At 65.6% G+C, this 16630-nt stretch carries 18 protein-coding genes; 7 read left to right on the top strand and 11 right to left on the bottom strand.

Translation table 11 applies throughout. The features are described from left to right. Positions 1-22: 22 nt before the first annotated feature. On the top strand, positions 23-1441 hold the full coding sequence (locus AWC27_RS12665) for a hypothetical protein (protein WP_085670805.1): 1419 nt from the start codon (positions 23-25) through the stop codon (positions 1439-1441). 20 nt (positions 1442-1461) lie between these two features. Here the strand turns inward: AWC27_RS12665 and AWC27_RS12660 are convergent, their stop codons facing one another. From AWC27_RS12660 to AWC27_RS12625, 8 genes are all read right to left on the bottom strand, one after another. Further along, positions 1462-1881 (bottom strand): ketosteroid isomerase family protein, encoded by a 420-nt coding sequence (locus tag AWC27_RS12660; RefSeq protein WP_085670804.1) that lies wholly within the window; start codon positions 1879-1881, stop codon positions 1462-1464. 7 nt (positions 1882-1888) lie between these two features. Further along, positions 1889-3016, bottom strand: a complete 1128-nt coding sequence (locus AWC27_RS12655) for an NDMA-dependent alcohol dehydrogenase (protein ID WP_085670803.1) — start codon at positions 3014-3016, stop codon at positions 1889-1891. A gap of 151 nt (positions 3017-3167) precedes the next feature. Beyond that, the gene (locus tag AWC27_RS12650; protein WP_085670802.1) at positions 3168-3713 is read right to left on the bottom strand and encodes a hypothetical protein; all 546 of its coding nucleotides are present in this window, start codon (positions 3711-3713) and stop codon (positions 3168-3170) included. Between the two features lie 2 nt (positions 3714-3715). Next, on the bottom strand, positions 3716-3925 hold the full coding sequence (locus AWC27_RS12645) for a ferredoxin (RefSeq protein ID WP_085670801.1): 210 nt from the start codon (positions 3923-3925) through the stop codon (positions 3716-3718). A 5-nt stretch (positions 3926-3930) separates the two neighbouring features. After that, positions 3931-5289, bottom strand: a complete 1359-nt coding sequence (locus AWC27_RS12640; RefSeq protein WP_085670800.1) for a cytochrome P450 — start codon at positions 5287-5289, stop codon at positions 3931-3933. Continuing rightward, positions 5271-6113 carry an SDR family oxidoreductase gene (locus AWC27_RS12635; protein ID WP_085670799.1) on the bottom strand — a complete coding sequence of 281 codons (843 nt, stop codon included), beginning with the start codon at positions 6111-6113 and terminating at the stop codon, positions 5271-5273. Before AWC27_RS12635 ends, AWC27_RS12640 begins: the two co-directional genes overlap by 19 nt. Then, positions 6113-7345: a cytochrome P450 gene (locus tag AWC27_RS12630; protein ID WP_085670798.1), complete on the bottom strand. Its 1233-nt coding sequence runs from the start codon at positions 7343-7345 to the stop codon at positions 6113-6115. Before AWC27_RS12630 ends, AWC27_RS12635 begins: the two co-directional genes overlap by 1 nt. After that, positions 7342-7953 carry a TetR/AcrR family transcriptional regulator gene (locus tag AWC27_RS12625; RefSeq protein WP_085670797.1) on the bottom strand — a complete coding sequence of 204 codons (612 nt, stop codon included), beginning with the start codon at positions 7951-7953 and terminating at the stop codon, positions 7342-7344. Before AWC27_RS12625 ends, AWC27_RS12630 begins: the two co-directional genes overlap by 4 nt. Before the next feature lie 187 nt (positions 7954-8140). Here AWC27_RS12625 and AWC27_RS12620 point away from each other — a divergent pair, with 187 nt between their 5' ends. The 5 genes from AWC27_RS12620 (at position 8141) to purD (ending at position 13104) form a co-directional block, all read left to right on the top strand. Beyond that, a complete protein-coding gene (locus AWC27_RS12620; RefSeq protein ID WP_085670796.1) occupies positions 8141-9619 on the top strand; it encodes an aldehyde dehydrogenase in 1479 nt (492 codons plus the stop codon). 11 nt (positions 9620-9630) lie between these two features. After that, on the top strand, positions 9631-10383 hold the full coding sequence (locus AWC27_RS12615) for an SDR family oxidoreductase (RefSeq protein ID WP_085670795.1): 753 nt from the start codon (positions 9631-9633) through the stop codon (positions 10381-10383). Beyond that, entirely contained in the window at positions 10380-11261 is an 882-nt protein-coding gene (locus AWC27_RS12610) for an NAD(P)-dependent oxidoreductase (protein WP_085670794.1), read from the top strand. The genes AWC27_RS12615 and AWC27_RS12610 overlap by 4 nt, the downstream gene beginning before the upstream one ends. Further along, on the top strand, positions 11258-11692 hold the full coding sequence (locus AWC27_RS12605) for a carboxymuconolactone decarboxylase family protein (protein ID WP_139836964.1): 435 nt from the start codon (positions 11258-11260) through the stop codon (positions 11690-11692). The genes AWC27_RS12610 and AWC27_RS12605 overlap by 4 nt, the downstream gene beginning before the upstream one ends. A 143-nt stretch (positions 11693-11835) precedes the next feature. Further along, positions 11836-13104, top strand: coding sequence for a phosphoribosylamine--glycine ligase (gene purD / locus AWC27_RS12600; RefSeq protein ID WP_085670792.1), 1269 nt, complete (start codon positions 11836-11838; stop codon positions 13102-13104). On the opposite strand, the gene AWC27_RS12595 is transcribed toward purD, so the two are convergent. Together AWC27_RS12595 and AWC27_RS12590 are read right to left on the bottom strand one after the other, a co-directional pair. Beyond that, entirely contained in the window at positions 13101-14693 is a 1593-nt protein-coding gene (locus AWC27_RS12595) for a gamma-glutamyltransferase family protein (RefSeq protein WP_085670791.1), read from the bottom strand. The genes purD and AWC27_RS12595 overlap by 4 nt on opposite strands. 1 nt (position 14694) lies before the next feature. Then, positions 14695-15606 carry an alpha/beta hydrolase-fold protein gene (locus AWC27_RS12590; RefSeq protein WP_085670790.1) on the bottom strand — a complete coding sequence of 304 codons (912 nt, stop codon included), beginning with the start codon at positions 15604-15606 and terminating at the stop codon, positions 14695-14697. 61 nt (positions 15607-15667) lie between these two features. On the opposite strand from AWC27_RS12590, the gene AWC27_RS12585 reads away from it, so the two are divergent. Beyond that, positions 15668-16285, top strand: a complete 618-nt coding sequence (locus AWC27_RS12585) for a TetR/AcrR family transcriptional regulator (RefSeq protein WP_085670789.1) — start codon at positions 15668-15670, stop codon at positions 16283-16285. Between the two features lie 39 nt (positions 16286-16324). Here AWC27_RS12585 and AWC27_RS12580 read toward each other — a convergent pair. Then, on the bottom strand, positions 16325-16630 hold a 306-nt coding region (locus AWC27_RS12580), incomplete at its 5' end, for a hypothetical protein (protein WP_085670788.1).

Genomic DNA, 16630 nt, shown 5'->3' with positions numbered 1-16630 from the left:
ACGACACGGGAGAGGAACCTAGGTGCGGTTTCCTGCGGCAGTGCTGGCAGTACTGACCGCGTGCGCCACAACACTCATCTCCGCACCCGCTAGAGCGGCCGATGCGTTCGGGCCGCTGGCGCCGCCGAACCCGTTCATGGCGCCAAATGGCTTGGCGTCCATGCACAACGATGCGGGATCGGCCGACGCCGGACCGCTGCCCGGGCCCGGCGCGCACATTGTTCCCATCTTCGCTTACCCGCTGCTGGCGGCCTGCCCGACGATCACTCAGGGCACCGACAATCTGGTGGTGGCGCTGTGCACCACCATCGCCAACCAAAGCCCGGTCGTGCATCTGATCGACCCGGGCGGCATTCTGCCCCAGGTCATTCCGCTGGCCAGCATGAACATCACCAAGGGCGGCCTGCTCGGCGGGGTCTACGCCTACCTGGACAACAACAACCAGTTGGTGATGATCGATGGAACCAACCATCTGATCCGCGTCGCGCACGCCAAAGACGGGCTGGGTCGTTGGCAGCTGACCGTCACCGAGTCCACCGACGTGTCCAGCGTGATACCGCCGGGCGACAGCTCGGTCGGTGTAGTGCCCGATTACCAGGGCAACGTCTGGTTCGCCACCGCCACCGGCGTGGTCGGGGTGGCCAAAGCCGGGGGCGGTGTCGGCAGCGTGCAACTCCAAGCCGGCGAACAAGTGGCCAATAGCATCTCGGCCTCACCGGCCAATCGCATCGGGGTGGCCACCACCTTCGCGCTCTACGAGGTGAACCTCGACCCCATGGGCAATCCGCAGATCCTGTGGCGCCAGGCCTACGACCGCGGTCCGGCCCGCAAGCCCGGTCAGCTCAGCTGGGGAACCGGTTCCACCCCAACGTATTTCGGGCCCACGGGGGCCGACTACCTGACCATCGTCGACAACGCCGACCCGCAAGTGCACGCGCTGGTCTACCAGTCCGGCACCGGCAACCTGATCTGCCAGCAACCGGTGCTGACCCAGGGCGGGCCGGGTAGCGAGAACTCGCCGATCGGGGTCGGCAACACCATGTTCATCGCCAGCACCTACGGCTATCCCTATCCCGCGGTTCCACCGAACGCCGGGCCGGCCGTGCCGCCGACCGCGCCGTTCGTCGGCGGAATGACCAGAGTCGACGTCGACAACCCCGGCTGCCATACCGTCTGGGACAGCTCCGTTCGCAGCGCGGCGTTGCCGCATCTGTCGATCGGAGACGGCCTGATCTATACCATCACCCGAATCGGACTCCAAAACACCACTCCTCTGGACCTTTTCGCCTTCGCGGTCCTCGACCCCAACACGGGCAAGGTTCTCATCGAGCAACCGAAATCGGCCACCACCCTCAGCGACCCGATCCAGACCGCCAGCATGGTGCTGATGGGCAACAAGGTCATGCAGGGCAACATCACCGGCATCGGCCGCATCGGCTGAGCCACCGTGGCGCGGTGCGATTACTCCTGCTTGCCGAAGGTCATCATCTCCAGGTTCCAGTACCCGCGCATATTGGCGATCAGGCCTTCGTCATTCACCCGATAGGTGAACACCCCGCGCACCGAACTGGTGAAGCCGCCGTCAAATTTGCTGTCCAGCACCAGGATATGAGCGATCTCGTTCGGCGAACTGGAGGGGAAGGTCTCCTGGCAGGTGACGGTGAGCTGGTTGGCCGCGATGTTGGTGTCGTAAAAGTTGGCCACGGCCTCCTTGCCCCTTACCCCGGTGCCATCCGGGTTGGTGACGGACTTGCCAATCGGGTCTTCGATGACGACATCGTCGGCCATCAGCGCCAGCCAGCCCTCCCGGTCATGCGTTTGTACGCAACGCCACGATGCCTGCGATGCGGAAAGGGCCGGGGACTGGGCGGTTTGGGTCATGGCTGGGTTACCGATCAGCGTCCGTATACCGGATGACGCCGCGAATGTTCTTGCCGTCCAACATGTCCTGATAGCCGTCGTTGATCTGCTCGAGCTTGTACTGGGTGGTGACCATGTCGTCCAGGTTGAGCTTGCCGGCTTTGTACATCGACAGCAGCTGCGGGATGTCGTACTGCGGGTTGCCGCCGCCAAAGATGGTGCCCTGCAGGTTCTTCTGCATCAGCGTCAGCATCGCCAGGTTCAGGGTCACGTTGGTGTCCAGCAGGCTGCCGATCGCGGTCAGCACGCAGGTGCCGCCCTTGGCGGTGATGTTCAGGTAGTTGTCGACGTCGGCGCCCTGCAACTCGCCGACGGTGACCACCACCTTGTGCGCCATCAGGCCGTAGGTGACCTCGGCGATGCCCATCAGCGCTGCATTGATGTCGGGGTAGACGTGAGTGGCGCCGAACTTCAGCGCCTGGTCGCGCTTCCATTCGATCGGGTCGATGGCGAAGATGTAGCGCGCACCGGCGGCGGCGGCGCCCTGCAGCGCCGCCATGCCGACGCCGCCGACACCGACGATGGCGACATCTTGGCCCGGCCGGATGTCGGCCGTGCGGACCGCCGAACCGTAGCCGGTAGTGACGCCGCAGCCAACCAGAGCGGCGACCTCGAACGGGATCGACGGGTCGATCTTCACCACCGAGCTGCGGTGCACGACCATGTACGGCGAGAAGGTGCCCAGCAGCGTCATGGGGAAGACGTTCTGGCCGCGGGCCTGGATGCGGAACGTGCCGTCGGACACCGCGGCGCCGCCGAGCAGGCCGGCTCCCAAGTCACACAGGTTGCGCATGCCGGCCTGACAGGTCGGGCAGGTGCCGCAGGACGGGATGAACGACAGGACCACGTGGTCGCCCGGGGCGATGTCCTCCACTCCGGGGCCCACCTCGGTGACGATGCCGGCGCCCTCGTGTCCGCCGAGCACCGGGAAGCCCGCCATCGGGATGCCGCCGGTGACCAAATGGTGGTCGGAGTGGCACATGCCGGCCGCTTCCATCTGGATCTTGACCTCGTCTTTGACCGGGTCGCCGATCTCGATTTCCTCGATGGACCAGGGCTGGTTGAACTCCCAGATCAGAGCGCCTTTTGTCTTCACGTTGGACCTGACCCCATTTCGCCTTTGAATTGATCAGAACTGCCTGACTCCGTCATGCCCGGCAGCGGTAGTGACGAGTGCCACATGCACTCCTTGGCGCCAGCATAGCGTGTGTAACAAATCAAATGCTTGGTTGGTCTAAGCAACCGGCTCACCAGATCGGCACCGGCGTCTTGCCCAGCGGGTAGTAGCCCGGCAGCTGCTCGCCGGCCAGGCTGCGCTCGATCCGCTTCTGCATGCCTTTGGACAGCTTTCCCGCCTTCATCAGGTCCAGATACACCGTTTGCACATGACCGAAGTCGAAGAAGTCGCGTTGCCATTCGATCTTGGCGTCGGCGTTCAGCCGGAACCAGCTGCCGCCAATTCCGTAGATCTCGGCCTGGGTGCCGTCGGCGTCCGTGGCGACCTGCTTCCAGAAGCCGACGATCTCGCCCTGCTTGTCGTCGATGATGACCTTCTGATACGGGTATTGCCAGTTCTCCAGGCCCTCCATCTCCAGGCCCAGCGCAATGTCACGGATCTCGTCGATGCCGACGCACATCACGTCCTCTTTGGGCCCGATGTTCCAGCCGTAGGTGGCGTCGCCGGCGTAGAAATCGGCCAATCCCTTCCAGTCGCCTTCGCGTTCGGCGGTCCGGTTGGCCTCCAGCCAGCGCTCGACCCAAGCCTCTAGTTCCTCGCGCGGAAATGACGCCATGTCTAGTCTTCTTTCTCTTTGATGAATAGTGCTTGGGTAGGGCACATTTCGACCGCACGCTCGATTTCGTCGCGGACGTCTTCGGGCGGCTCGGGGTCGAGGATCTCGACCTTGCCGCGCTTGGGCACCCGGAAGTAGTCCGGTGCCTCGAGTTCGCACATGGCGTGGCCCTGGCACAGATCCCGATCGACTTCGATCCTGAAACCCGCCATGAGTGTTAAGCCTGAACGCGCTTGCGATAGCGGACCTTGGCCGGCCGGGCCAGCTGTACCACCATCTTGGAGTGGTCGTTGCGGTAGCTGTCGGCGGGCTGAGCCATTTCAAAGTCATACTCGCGCAGCAGAACCGAGAAGATCGCCTTGATCTGCATGGTCGCGAAAGCGGCGCCGACGCAACGGTGCCGGCCCGCGCCAAACGGAATCCAGGTCCACCGGTTGGCGATGTCAGCCTGCTCGGGCTTGTTGTACCGGTCCGGGTGGAACGCATCCGGGTCGGGAAAGTCCTCGGGAATGCGGTTGGAAATCGCCGGAGACGCGGCGACGTAATCGCCGTCGTGGATGGGAAAGCCCTCGACCTCGAACTCGCCCTTGGCCACTCGCATCAGGATGATCAACGGCGGGTGCAGCCGCAGCGTCTCCTTGACCACATTGTCCAGCTTCGGAATCTGGCGCAGCGCATGGAAACTCACCTCCTGGCCGTCGGCGTAAAGCTCCTCCAGCTCGGCGAGTACCTCGGCGTAGACGTCGGGGTGGCGGATCAGCTCGATCAGCGTCCACGCCGAAGTTCCCGAACTGGTGTGGTGGCCGGCGAACATCAGTGAGATGAACATGCCGGTCACTTCGTCGGCCGAGAACCGCGGATTGCCTTCGTCGTCGCGGATCGACACCAGCACGTCGAGCATGTCGCGGTCGCTCTTGTCCCTGGGCGGGTTGGCCAGACGCTGGTTCATGATCTCCTGCACCAGCGCCACCAGGTCCAGGCGGGCCTGGTCGCGTCTTTGGAAGCTCTCGATCGGCAGATACGGGTCCACATAGCACAGCGGATCGGTGCCCCGCTCCAGCTCGTGGTAGTAGTGCGCGAACCGCGAATCGAGCTGGTTGCGAAATTTCAGTCCGATCAGGCAGGCCGTCGAGGTGTAGATGGTCAACTCGGCGAAGAAGTCGAGCAGGTCGATTTCGCCTTCCTCGCCCCAATTGGCGATCATCCTTTTGACTTCGCCCTCGATGGTGGCCGCGTGACCTTTCATCTGTTCGCCGCGCAGTGCGGAGTTGTGCAGCATCTCCTTGCGTCGCTCGGGGCTGGCGTCGAAGACCACGCCCTTGCCGAAGATCGGCGTCATGAACGGGTAGGCCTGCGCCTGGTCCAATTCCTCGTCGGCGGAACGGAAGAAGAACTCGTTGGCGCCGGCGCCGGACAGCAGGATGACGTGGCGGTCGGCGAGCTGGAACCAGCCCACGTCGCCGCATTCGTCACGCACCCGCTGCATCAGCCCGATCGGATCGGTGCGGAACTCTTCGAGGTGACCGTGTTCTTGTTCACCGCCGGAAACCCGTGGCACTACTGCTGTTTTGGCCATTTGTCGGTCAGCGCCTTCTCGTCCACTTTCAATTGCTGCCGTTCCTTCGTCGCGGTCAACGGTGCCTCGGGCTGCAGCTCCATGTTGGCCACGAACCCGCCGCGCGGCGTCTCGGCGACGAACGTGATCGCCCGGGCCAGGTCCGCGGCACGCAGGAAGTAGTCGTGGCGGGCCTGGCCCCACTTCGCCCAGTCCTCCAACGCGGGTGCGATCAGTTCGGGCGGCAGGCTCCAGCCCATCGCGGTCTTGGTGGGCCCCGGGTGCACGATCGACGCCCGCACGCCGGTACCTTCGAGTTCCATTTGCAGGTTGGTCACCATCGCCACCAGTGCGGCCTTGGCGGCGCCGTAGGCGCCCATGTGTGGGCGCTGTCGCAGGGCGACGTCGGAGCCCACGAAGATCAGGTCGCCGCGCTGTCGCTGCACCATGCCCGGCAGCACCGCGGTGGCCAAGCGGTTCGCGCCGACCAGGTGGATCTGGATTTGCGATTCGAAAGTCTCGGTGTCGATTTCATGCAGCCGGCCAAAGTAGGTGTCCCCGGCGCCGGTCACCAGGACTTCGATGTCGCCGAGTTGCTCGGTGGCCTGATGCACGAAGCTTTTGACCGATTCGGGGTCGGTGACGTCGAGCGGCAGCGCGATCGCCTCGCCGCCGTCAGCGCGGATCTTGTCGGCGATCTCCTGACACTTCTCCACGCGCCGGGCCCCCAGTGCGACCGGAAAGCCGTGGGCGGCGAGCTCAACTGCGGTGGCCGCGCCGATGCCCGACGACGCGCCGGCCACAATTGCCGGTCTGCGCGCCGGGTGTGGTTCGAAGCGGGGCATTACGGCACCTCCACGGTGATCGGTAGGTGGGCGAATCCGCGGACGTTACTGGAGTGGACGCGGACGGCGTTGGCCTCGTCGACCTCATACCCGCGGATTCGCCTGAACAGTTCGGTGAGCGCCACCCGGGCCTCCATCCGGGCCAGATGCGCCCCCAGGCAGAAGTGCGCTCCGCTGCCGAAACTCAATAATTTAGAACCCAATTCGCGCCCGATCAGATATTCGTCGGGCTGGTCGAACACCCGCTCGTCGCGGTGCGCCGAGCCGGGCAGCAACAGCAGGACGTCCCCCTCGGGGACCGTGGTGCCGTAAAGCTCAAGCGGTCCGGAGACGACCCGGGCCAGGATCTGGCTGGAGGTGTCGTAGCGCAGCGTCTCCTCGACCCACAGCGGTATGCGCGACAGGTCGGCGTAGACGGGGGTTAGCTGGCCGGGATTCTTGTAGCCCCAAAATGCAGCATTGGCAAGGAGTTTGGTTGTCGTCTCGTTGCCGGCGATCACCATCAGGAACATGAACCCGAGGACTTCTTCGTCGGTGAGCCGGTCACCGTCGATCTCGGCCTCCAGCAACGCCGACGTCAGGTCGTCGGTGAGCTTCTTGCGCCGCTCGGCGATCATCCCCTGGTAGTAGACGATGAGGTTGATCGACGCCTCGATCGCCGAGGCGGGGACGTCGGTGACACCGTCCTCGCGGTGCATGACGGTATCTGCCCAGGCGCGCACCTGAACCCGATCGGCCTCGGGCACGCCCATCAGCTCGGAGATGACATCCATGGGCAACTTGCCGGCGAAGTCGTCGACGTAGTCGACGGTGCCCGAAGCGTGTGCCTTCTCCAGCATGGCGTCGAGGTGTTGATGGGCGATCTCCGTAATGCGCGGCTCGAGCTCGCGAATTCGCCTGGGTGTGAAGCCTTTTGACACCAACGTGCGCAGCCGTAGATGCGCCGGGTCGTCCATCGCCAAAAACGACATCGTCTTCGACGCGTGCGGCCCACGCGAGATGGGATCCAGCGCGACGCCGTCGCGGTTGGACAGCGTGGTGCTGTTGCGAAATCCCTGATGTACATCGGCATGCCGGGACAACGCCCAGAAGCCGAGCTGCTCGTTGTGATACAGCGGCGCTTCGTCACGCAGCCGCCGATAGTACGGGTACGGGTCTTCGTGGAAGTCATAGTCGTAGGGATCCAAGACGAGCTCGGGGTCGCCTTGCAGCGAGGAGGTGCGGACGCTCATTGCTTACCTTTGTCGGCGCCGGCCAGGATGAGGCTCATTGCGTCGGTGAGCCGGTCGGCGATCTCGTGATAGGTGAATTGCCCGCTGCCGGCCTGGACCAGCGCACCGAAGAACGCCATCTCGAGTGCCGACACGGTGCCGGGTTCGGCGCCGGGACCGATCGCCGACGTGATGCGGCGATGGATTTCCGCGCCGATCCGATCGCGTGCGGCGCGTACCGCCGCGTCGGCGCTGCCGCCGAGCAACGCCGCGGTGCATGCGGCGCCCACCTCCGGCTCGTCGGCGACCACCAGGGCCAGATGGCGTAACGCCTGCTCGACCCGGGCGGGCATCGGCTCGTTGACGTCGGTGAAGAAGGGGACTTGCCGAACCAGGTCGAGGTAGACCTCGGCGATCAGATGGTTCTTCGACGAGAAATACGTGTAGGCGGTGGCCGGAGCGACCTTCGCGCGAGCCGCCACCATGCGCACCGTCAGATCGGCATAGGAGTTCTCCCGCAGCGTTTCCATGCCGGCCGCCAGCACCTTGCGGAAGGTCTCCTCCTGGCGCCGGTTGCGCGGCGCTTGCCCGGTCTGGGCTGCGACGGAAGCCAGAGCATCGCTGGACACATGTCCAAGCTAGCGGATGCGTGCCAGCCTAGGCAAGTCTGGAGTGCAATAACCTGCTTGTTTGGCTATGTTAGGGCATCCGGGCGGCCCGTAGGTTGCGTCGGCCGCACCTACGCAGTTATGGTGCGAACAAGGAATATCGGACAAGTGTCCACCTTCAAGAGCGGACTGTGGATGGGATTTGTAGATGGCCGACCGATCGTTATTGGCTGACGGCGTGAGTGCGCTGTTCATCGACGGCAAGCTGTCCGAGGGCGGGGCGGGAACCTTCCCGACGATCAACCCGGCCACCGAAGAGGTGCTGGGTCTCGCCGCCGACGCCGACGCCGACGACATGGGTCGCGCCATCGATGCTGCGCGGCGGGCCTTCGACGAGACTGACTGGTCGCGCAACACGGAGCTGCGGGTGCGTTGTGTGCGGCAGCTGCGCGACGCGATGCAACAACACATAGAGGACTTGCGGGAATTCACGATCTCTGAAGTCGGAGCGCCGCGGATGCTCACCGCTGCGGCCCAACTGGAAGGCCCGGTCAACGACCTGAAGTTCGCCGCGGATACCGCCGACTCCTATTCGTGGAACTTCGATCTCGGTCAGGCAGCACCGATGGGTATCCCCACCCGGCGCACCATCGCCCGGGAAGCCGTCGGCGTGGTCGGGGCCATCACTCCGTGGAACTTCCCGCACCAGATCAATCTCGCCAAACTGGGTCCCGCCCTGGCTGCGGGCAACACCATCGTCCTCAAGCCGGCACCCGACACACCCTGGTGCGCAGCCGTGCTCGGCGAGATCATCGCCGAGCACACCGATTTCCCGCCGGGCGTGGTCAATATCGTCACCTCCAGCGATCACGGTCTGGGGGCCATGCTCGCCAAAGATCCTCGGGTAGACATGGTTTCGTTCACCGGTTCGACGGCAACCGGCCGCAGCGTGATGGCCGACGCCGCGGCCACCATCAAAAGAGTGTTCCTGGAGCTGGGTGGCAAATCGGCTTTCGTTGTGCTCGACGACGCCGACCTGACCGGCGCCTGTTCGATGTCGGCGTTCACCGCATCCATGCATGCCGGGCAGGGGTGTGCGATCACCACCCGGCTGCTGGTGCCGCGAGCCCGCTACGACGAAGCCGTCGCCATCGCCGCCGGCACCATGTCGTCGATCAAGCCTGGTGATCCGAATGACCCGGGAACCGTTTGCGGACCGCTGATTTCGGCTCGTCAGCGCGACCGGGTGCAGAGCTATCTCGATCTGGCGATCGCCGAGGGCGGGACTTTTGCCTGCGGCGGCGGCCGGCCGGCCGGCCGCGGCGCCGGTTTCTTCATCGAGCCCACCGTGATCGCGGGGCTGAGCAACGACGCCCGGCCCGCCCGGGAGGAGATTTTCGGCCCGGTGCTCACGGTGATCGCTCACGACGGCGACGACGACGCGGTTCGGATCGCCAACGATTCGCCGTACGGATTGTCCGGCACCGTGTTTGGCGCCGATCCGGACCGGGCCGCGCAGGTGGCCGCACGGCTGCGGGTCGGCACCGTCAACGTCAACGGCGGGGTCTGGTATTCGGCCGATGCCCCCTTCGGCGGCTACAAGCAGTCCGGCAATGGCCGCGAGATGGGCCTCGCCGGTTTCGAGGAGTACTTGGAAACCAAAGTCATCGCGACAGCGAGTAACTAGAGGAGATCGGCGTGGGTCGGTTCGAAGACAAGGTGGCCATCGTCACCGGGGCTGCTCAGGGCATCGGGCAGGCGTACGCCGAAGCCCTGGCGCGCGAAGGGGCGGCGGTGGTGGTTGCCGACATCAACGCCGATGCCGCCCAAGCGGTCGCCAAACAGATCGTCGCCGACGGCGGCACGGCAATCCATGTGCCCGTTGATGTTTCGGACGAAGAATCGGCCAGGGCGATGGCCGATCGCACTCTGGGCGAATTCGGCGGTATCGACTATCTGGTGAACAACGCCGCGATCTACGGCGACATGAAGCTGGACCTGCTGCTGACGGTGCCGCTGGACTACTACAAGAAATTCATGAGCGTCAACCACGACGGCGTACTGGTGTGCACCCGCGCGGTGTACAAGAAGATGGCCAAGCGTGGCGGCGGCGCGATCGTCAACCAGTCGTCGACCGCGGCCTGGCTGTACTCAAACTTCTACGGACTGGCCAAGGTTGGCGTCAACGGCCTTACCCAGCAGCTGTCCCGCGAGCTGGGTGGAATGAACATCCGGATCAACGCGATTGCGCCGGGCCCGATCGACACCGAGGCCACCAGGACCGTCACGCCCGCAGAATTGGTCAAGGACATGATCAAGCAGATGCCGTTGTCCCGGATGGGCACACCCGAGGATCTGGTGGGCATGTGTCTGTTTCTGCTCAGTGATCAGGCCTCCTGGATCACCGGGCAGATCTTCAATGTCGATGGCGGACAGATCATCCGATCATGAGTCAGACCGAAAGCGCACCGCGTTTGGGCTATATCGGCCTGGGCAACCAGGGCGCGCCAATGGCGAAGCGCTACCTCGACTGGCCGGGCGGGTTGACGGTGTTCGATGTGCGGACCGAGGCCATGGCCCCGTTTGTGGACGGCGGCGCAACTGCCGCAGCGAGCCTGGCCGAAGTCGCCGATGCCGACATCATCAGCGTCACCGTGTTCGACGATGCCCAAGTGCGCGAAGTGATCACCGGAAACGATGGGCTGGCCGCACACGCCAAGCCGGGCACCATCATTGCGATTCACTCGACCATCAAGGACAGCACCGCCGTCGAACTCGCCGGTGAGCTCGAAGCGAAAGGAATTCATATCGCCGATGCGCCGGTCAGCGGCGGCGCCGGGGCGGCTGCCAACGGTGATCTGGCCACCATGGTCGGCGCCGACGAAGAGACGTTCCGCCGCATCAAAGAGCCGTTCTCGCAATGGGCTTCGGTGGTGATCCACGCCGGCGAACCGGGTGCGGGCACCAAGATGAAGCTGGCTCGCAACATGCTCACCTTCGTGTCCTACGCTGCCGCCGCCGAAGCCGAGCGACTGGCCGAAGCATGCGGGCTGAGCCTGCGGGCCCTGGCCAAAGTGGTCCGCCACAGTGACGGCCTCACCGGTGGTCCATCGGCGATCATGTTCCGCAAGACGACAGCGCCAATGGAACCCGATGACCCCTTACGCCCGCTATTGGAGCACACCCGCGAGCTGGGGGAGAAGGATCTGAGCCTGGCGCTGGCCCTAGGTGATGCGGTATCGGTTGACCTGCCGCTAGCGCGGGTGGCGTTCGAGCGGCTGGCGGCCGGCCTGGGAGTACCGCGCACGGACACACCAAAGGAGACGTGATGGACGAACTGCGCCGCAAAGGCCTGGACAAGATGAACGAGGTCTACGCCTGGGACATGCCCGACATGCCGGGCGACTACTTTGCGCTCACCGTCGACCATCTCTTCGGCCGCATCTGGAGCCGCCCTGGACTGTCGATGCGCGACCGCCGGATGGCCGTGATCGCGGTGCTGACCGCCCAGGGCCAGGCCGACCTGCTGGAGGTTCAGGTCAACGCCGTCCTGCACAACGAGGAATTCACCCTCGACGAATTACGTGAGCTCGCGGTGTTCATTACGCACTACGTCGGCTTCCCGCTGGGGTCCCGGCTGAACAGCGCGATCGAGCGGGTCGCCGGCAAGCGCAAGAAGGCCGCCGAGAGCGGCGTCGCACCGGACAAGAAGTCCAACGTCGCCGAGGTGCTTGCCAAGGAATCCGGCAAGCCGAGCTGAGTCACACCCGTCACGTCAGCCCCGCGGCAAGGTGCCATACCCACATTCCAAACGCGCTATCGCCCGCGATATCGCCTTCCCGGCCGCAACATGCCCAACCGCGCAGCGGCCCGCCCACCCCACTGCGGCTAGTCTGACGTGTCGTGCGCGTCCTGGTGATCGGCTCTGGTGCCCGTGAACATGCTCTGCTGCTGGCCCTCAGCGCAGATCCGCAGGTCACAGGACTGATCATTGCGCCTGGCAACGCCGGCACGGCCCGTCTGGCCGAGCAGCACAATGTCGACATCACCTCCGGTGACGAGGTCGTCGCGCTAGCCCGCGCTGCGCGGGCCGACCTGGTCGTCATCGGCCCGGAGGTGCCGCTGGTCCTCGGCGTGGCCGACGCCGTGCGCGCCGCCGGCATCGTGTGTTTCGGCCCCAGTAAGGCCGCGGCGCGCATCGAGGGCTCCAAGGCATTCGCAAAGGACGTCATGGCCGCGGCGGGCGTACGCACCGCGAAAAGTGAAATCGTGGACAACCCCGCACATTTGGACGCCGCCCTGGACAGGTTCGGGCCGGCCGCCGGTGAACCGGCCTGGGTGGTGAAAGACGATCACCTGGCGGCCGGCAAGGGGGTGGTGGTGACGCCGGATCGCGATGCCGCGCGCGCCCACGCCGCGGCCCTGCTCGAATCCGGGCATCCTGTGCTGCTGGAGTCCTACCTGGACGGACCCGAGGTGTCGCTGTTCTGCGTGGTCGACGGCCCAACCGTGGTGCCGCTACTGCCTGCGCAGGACTTCAAGCGGGTCGGCGCGGGCGACACCGGACCCAACACCGGCGGTATGGGCGCGTATGCGCCACTATCGTGGCTGCCCGACGACGTCTATCGCGAGATCGTCAGCCGCGTCGTCGAACCCGTTGCGGCCGAACTCGTTCGGCGAGACTGCCCCTTCACCGGATTGCTCTATGCCGGGCTCGCGATCACCAAGAACGGACCCGCAGTCATCGAATTCAATTGTCGCTTCGGCGATCCGGAGACCCAGGCGGTGCTGGCACTGCTGGATTCGCCGCTGGGGCAGCTGCTGTATGCCGCCGGTTCGGGCAAACTGGCCGACTTCGGTGAGTTACGCTGGCGCGACGGCGCCGCTGTGACGGTGGTGCTCGCTGCCGAGAATTATCCCGGTCGTCCGAGGGTCGGCGACGTCGTCACCGGCTCGGAAGCCGACGGGGTGCTGCACGCGGGCACCGCACGCCGCGACGACGGTGCCATCGTCTCCTCCGGCGGCCGGGTGCTGTCGGTGGTAGGCGTCGGCGCCGACCTGGCCGCGGCGCGCACTGCCGCGTACGAACGTCTAAGATCAATTCGATTGCCCGGCGGCCATTTCCGAAGAGACATCGGCGAGCGGGCTGCCGACGGCAAGGTCACCGTCTAGAACGCTACCGCCTGACCATCCCGTCGCGGGTCACTGGCCGCAACATACCCGTCGTCGAGTCGCCAGATGGCCTGGCAGCTGCCGAACGCGTTGTAGTCCTCGGTCAGAATCAGGTCGTGGCCCCGCCGTTGTAACTCCTCGAGAGTCGCTGAGGGAAAACCCTTTTCGCAACTGACCTGCAGGCCCTCGAGCCAGCGGAAGCGTGGGCCGTCGCAGGCCGCCTGCGGGTTCTGCCCGTAGTCGGCGATGCGCACCATCACCTGCACATGGCCTTGGGGTTGCATCGGGCCGCCCATGACCCCGAAGCTCATCACCGCCGCACCGTCCCGGGTCACAAACCCCGGCAGGATGGTGTGCAATGGACGCTTGTTCGGTCCGACTTGGTTCGGATGATCTTGTGTCGCAGTGAAACCCGCGCCGCGATTCTGCAGCGAGATTCCGGTTCCCGGAACCACCACGCCGGAGCCGAACCCCATATAGTTCGATTGGATCATCGACACCATCATCCCGCCGGCATCGGCAGCGGTCAGATATACGGTGCCCCCCTTGGGGATTCCGGCGGACATCGGCGTTGCCCGCTTGCGATCGATCAGTCCCGCCCGCTCTTTCAGATAATCGCGGTCCAGCAACAAAGCCGGGTCCAGCGACATATGGTCGGCGTCGGCAACGTAAGCCTGCGCGTCGGCGAAGGCCAGCTTCAGCGCCTCGATCTGCAGGTGCACGCTGTCGGCGGAATCGACCGGCAGAGAGGACATTTCGAAACTCTCGAGGATGCCCAGCGCAATCAGTGCGACGATGCCCTGACCGTTGGGCGGTATCTCGTGGACGGTGTATCCCCGGTAGTTTGCGCTGATGGTGCCGACCCAATCGGCTCGGTGGACGGCGAGGTCGCCGGCGCGCATCGCACCGTCATTAGCCGCCGCGTGCGCCGCCATCGCATCGGCTAACTCGCCGCGGTAGAACGCCTCGCCGTGAGTCACCGCGATTCGCTCCAGCGTGGCCGCGTGATCCGGAAACTTGAACAGCTCACCGGGTTTGGGCGCCCGCCCCCCGGGCATGAATGCCTCGGCGAACCCGGGTTGGCCGGCAAACACCGGGACCTGCGCCGCCCATTGCGTGGCCACCGTGGGCGAGACCAGAAAACCGTCGCGGCCGTAGGATATAGCGGCCTCAAAGAGCCGTTCGAAGGGCAGCTTGCCGAACTTGGCGTGTAGCTCGACCCATGCCGACACCGCGCCCGGCACGGTCACGGAGTTCCACCCGAGTGCCGGAACGCCGAAACCGCCTAATTCACCAAAGTATTCCGGCGTCCACGACGCCGGCGAACGGCCCGACGCGTTGAGTCCGTGCAGTTGAGCGCCGTCCCAGACGATGGCGAAGGCATCTGAGCCGATGCCGTTTGAGACGGGTTCCACCAGGGTGATGGTGATGGCGGTCGCGACGGCCGCATCGACTGCGCTCCCGCCTTCGGCGAGCATTCGAAGACCGGCCTGGGCGGCAAGCGGCTGCGACGTACAAACCACGTTGGCGGCGAGAATAGGCATTCGCGGCCACGTGTAGGGGAAGTTCCAACCGAAGGGTGTGCTCACGTCAGCCGGTCAGTAGCGGTGCCATCCAGGTGAGCTCCGCGGGTAACTGCGAGCTCCAGAAACCGCCGTTGTGACCGCCCGGCGAGAAGCCGCCGGCCGGCGGGTTGGGCAGCGCAGCGATGAACTGCTTGGTCGCCGAATAGAACGGATCGCTGTCGCCGCAATCCACCCGGATCGGGATCGACCCCAGCGCGGGCATGCCCCACACCGAGTTCGCCGCGAAGTCGTCGGCGCCGTCGAATGCCCCGGGTGCGGCCGCTCCGGCCGAGGTCCACAGCGCCGGGCTCACCGCGCAGATCGCGGCCGTGCGCCCCGCGCCCAGCCGGCCGCCGAGCAGCAAGGCGCCGTAGCCGCCCATCGACCAGCCCAGAAACGCCACTCGCGAGGTGTCCAGGTTTTGGCCGTTCAGCATGGGGATCAGCTCGTCGAGCACCATGGCCCCAGCGTCCTCGCCGGAGGCCCGCTTGTGCCAGTAACCTCCGCCGCCGTCGACGGCGACCACCGCAAACGGCGGTAGCCCGGCGTTGACGGCCTGGGCCAGACCCTGCTCGACGCCGCCGGCCATCACTGTCGCCGCATCACTGCCCTTACCATGCAAGGCGATCACCGGCCGCAACGGTTTGGTCTGGCCCGGCGGACGCGCGATCGCCCAATTGGTCGATATCCCGCCGCGTGCGGCGGACACGAAGGAGCCCGTCATCATCGTGGGGGCGGGCTGGGCGACCGGGGCTGGATCGAGCGGCCGTGCCGGCGCCAATGGAACGCTTGTTCCACTCACCGCAGGTGGCATGGCCTGTGAGGTTCGGGGTAAAAACAGCATGTCGAGCGCATAAGCGCCGACGGCGCCGCATGCCGCGCCGACACCAAGACCGAGTACCGCGCGGCGGCTCATGTCTGGCATGCGGGCCATCATGCCATGGACGTTTGACGAAAATGGCAATGGAGTACCACTTTGACTGGCAGCATGTGTGTGCGTGACGGCAGCAGTTACTCCAAAAGGAGAACGTAGGCGGTATGCGTTGGTAAGCGCTGCCGCCGAGCTGCTCGGCGAGGGCGGGTTCGAAGCGGTACGCCATCGGGCGGTCGCTCGGCGGGCCGGCCTACCGCTGGCATCTACCACCTACTACTTTTCGTCGCTCGACGATTTGATCGCCCGCGCGGTCGAACACGTCGGAATGATCGAGGTAGCTCAGCTGCGGGCCAGGGTCAATGCCCTGTCCAGGCGGCGTCGGGGGCCTGAGACCACCGCTGATGTGCTGGTTGAGTTGCTGGTGGGGGACGTATCCGGTCCGGGACTCGTTGAGCAGCTGATATCGCGATATGAGCGCCATATCGCCTGTACCCGCTTTCCCGCTTTGCGCGAAAGCATGCGACGCAGCCTGCGCCAGCGGGCCGAGGCGGTCGCAGAGGCCATCGAAAGATCAGGGCGCACGGTGCACATCGAACTGGTTTGCACGTTGATCTGTGCGGTCGACGGTTCGGTGGTCTCCGCGCTGGTCGAGGGACGAGATCCGCGCACCGCCGCGCTGACGACGGTGGTCGACCTGATCGACGTGCTGGCGCCCGTCGACCAGCGGCCGGTGCGGATCTAAATCGCGCGGCAGCGACGGCGTAACAATGTAGCCCGTCGGCTACGTTAACCCGTCCAGGCCGAGCAGCATCCCACCGGCGCCGGGGGTTCCACCGGCGCCGGCCACGAAGCCAATCCCGCCCTTGCCGCCGTTACCGCCGTTGCCGACCAGCATGGCGTCGCCGCCGGCCCCGCCTTTACCGCCGGTCCCAAAACTCTCCCCGCCGGCGCCGCCGCCACCGCCGTCGCCGAACAGTCCGGCCTTGGCGCCGGTGCCCCCGGCACCGCCGGTAGCGGGGCCGAACCCGCCGGTGCCGCCGGCCCCGCCATCCCCGGAGAACATGCCGGCGTTGCCGCCAGCACCGCC

It is taken from the genome of Mycobacterium szulgai, assembly GCF_002116635.1.
GTDB lineage: Bacteria > Actinomycetota > Actinomycetes > Mycobacteriales > Mycobacteriaceae > Mycobacterium > Mycobacterium szulgai.
Note: the sequence above shows the minus strand (reverse complement) of the source record. Positions and strands in the feature narration are given on the sequence as shown.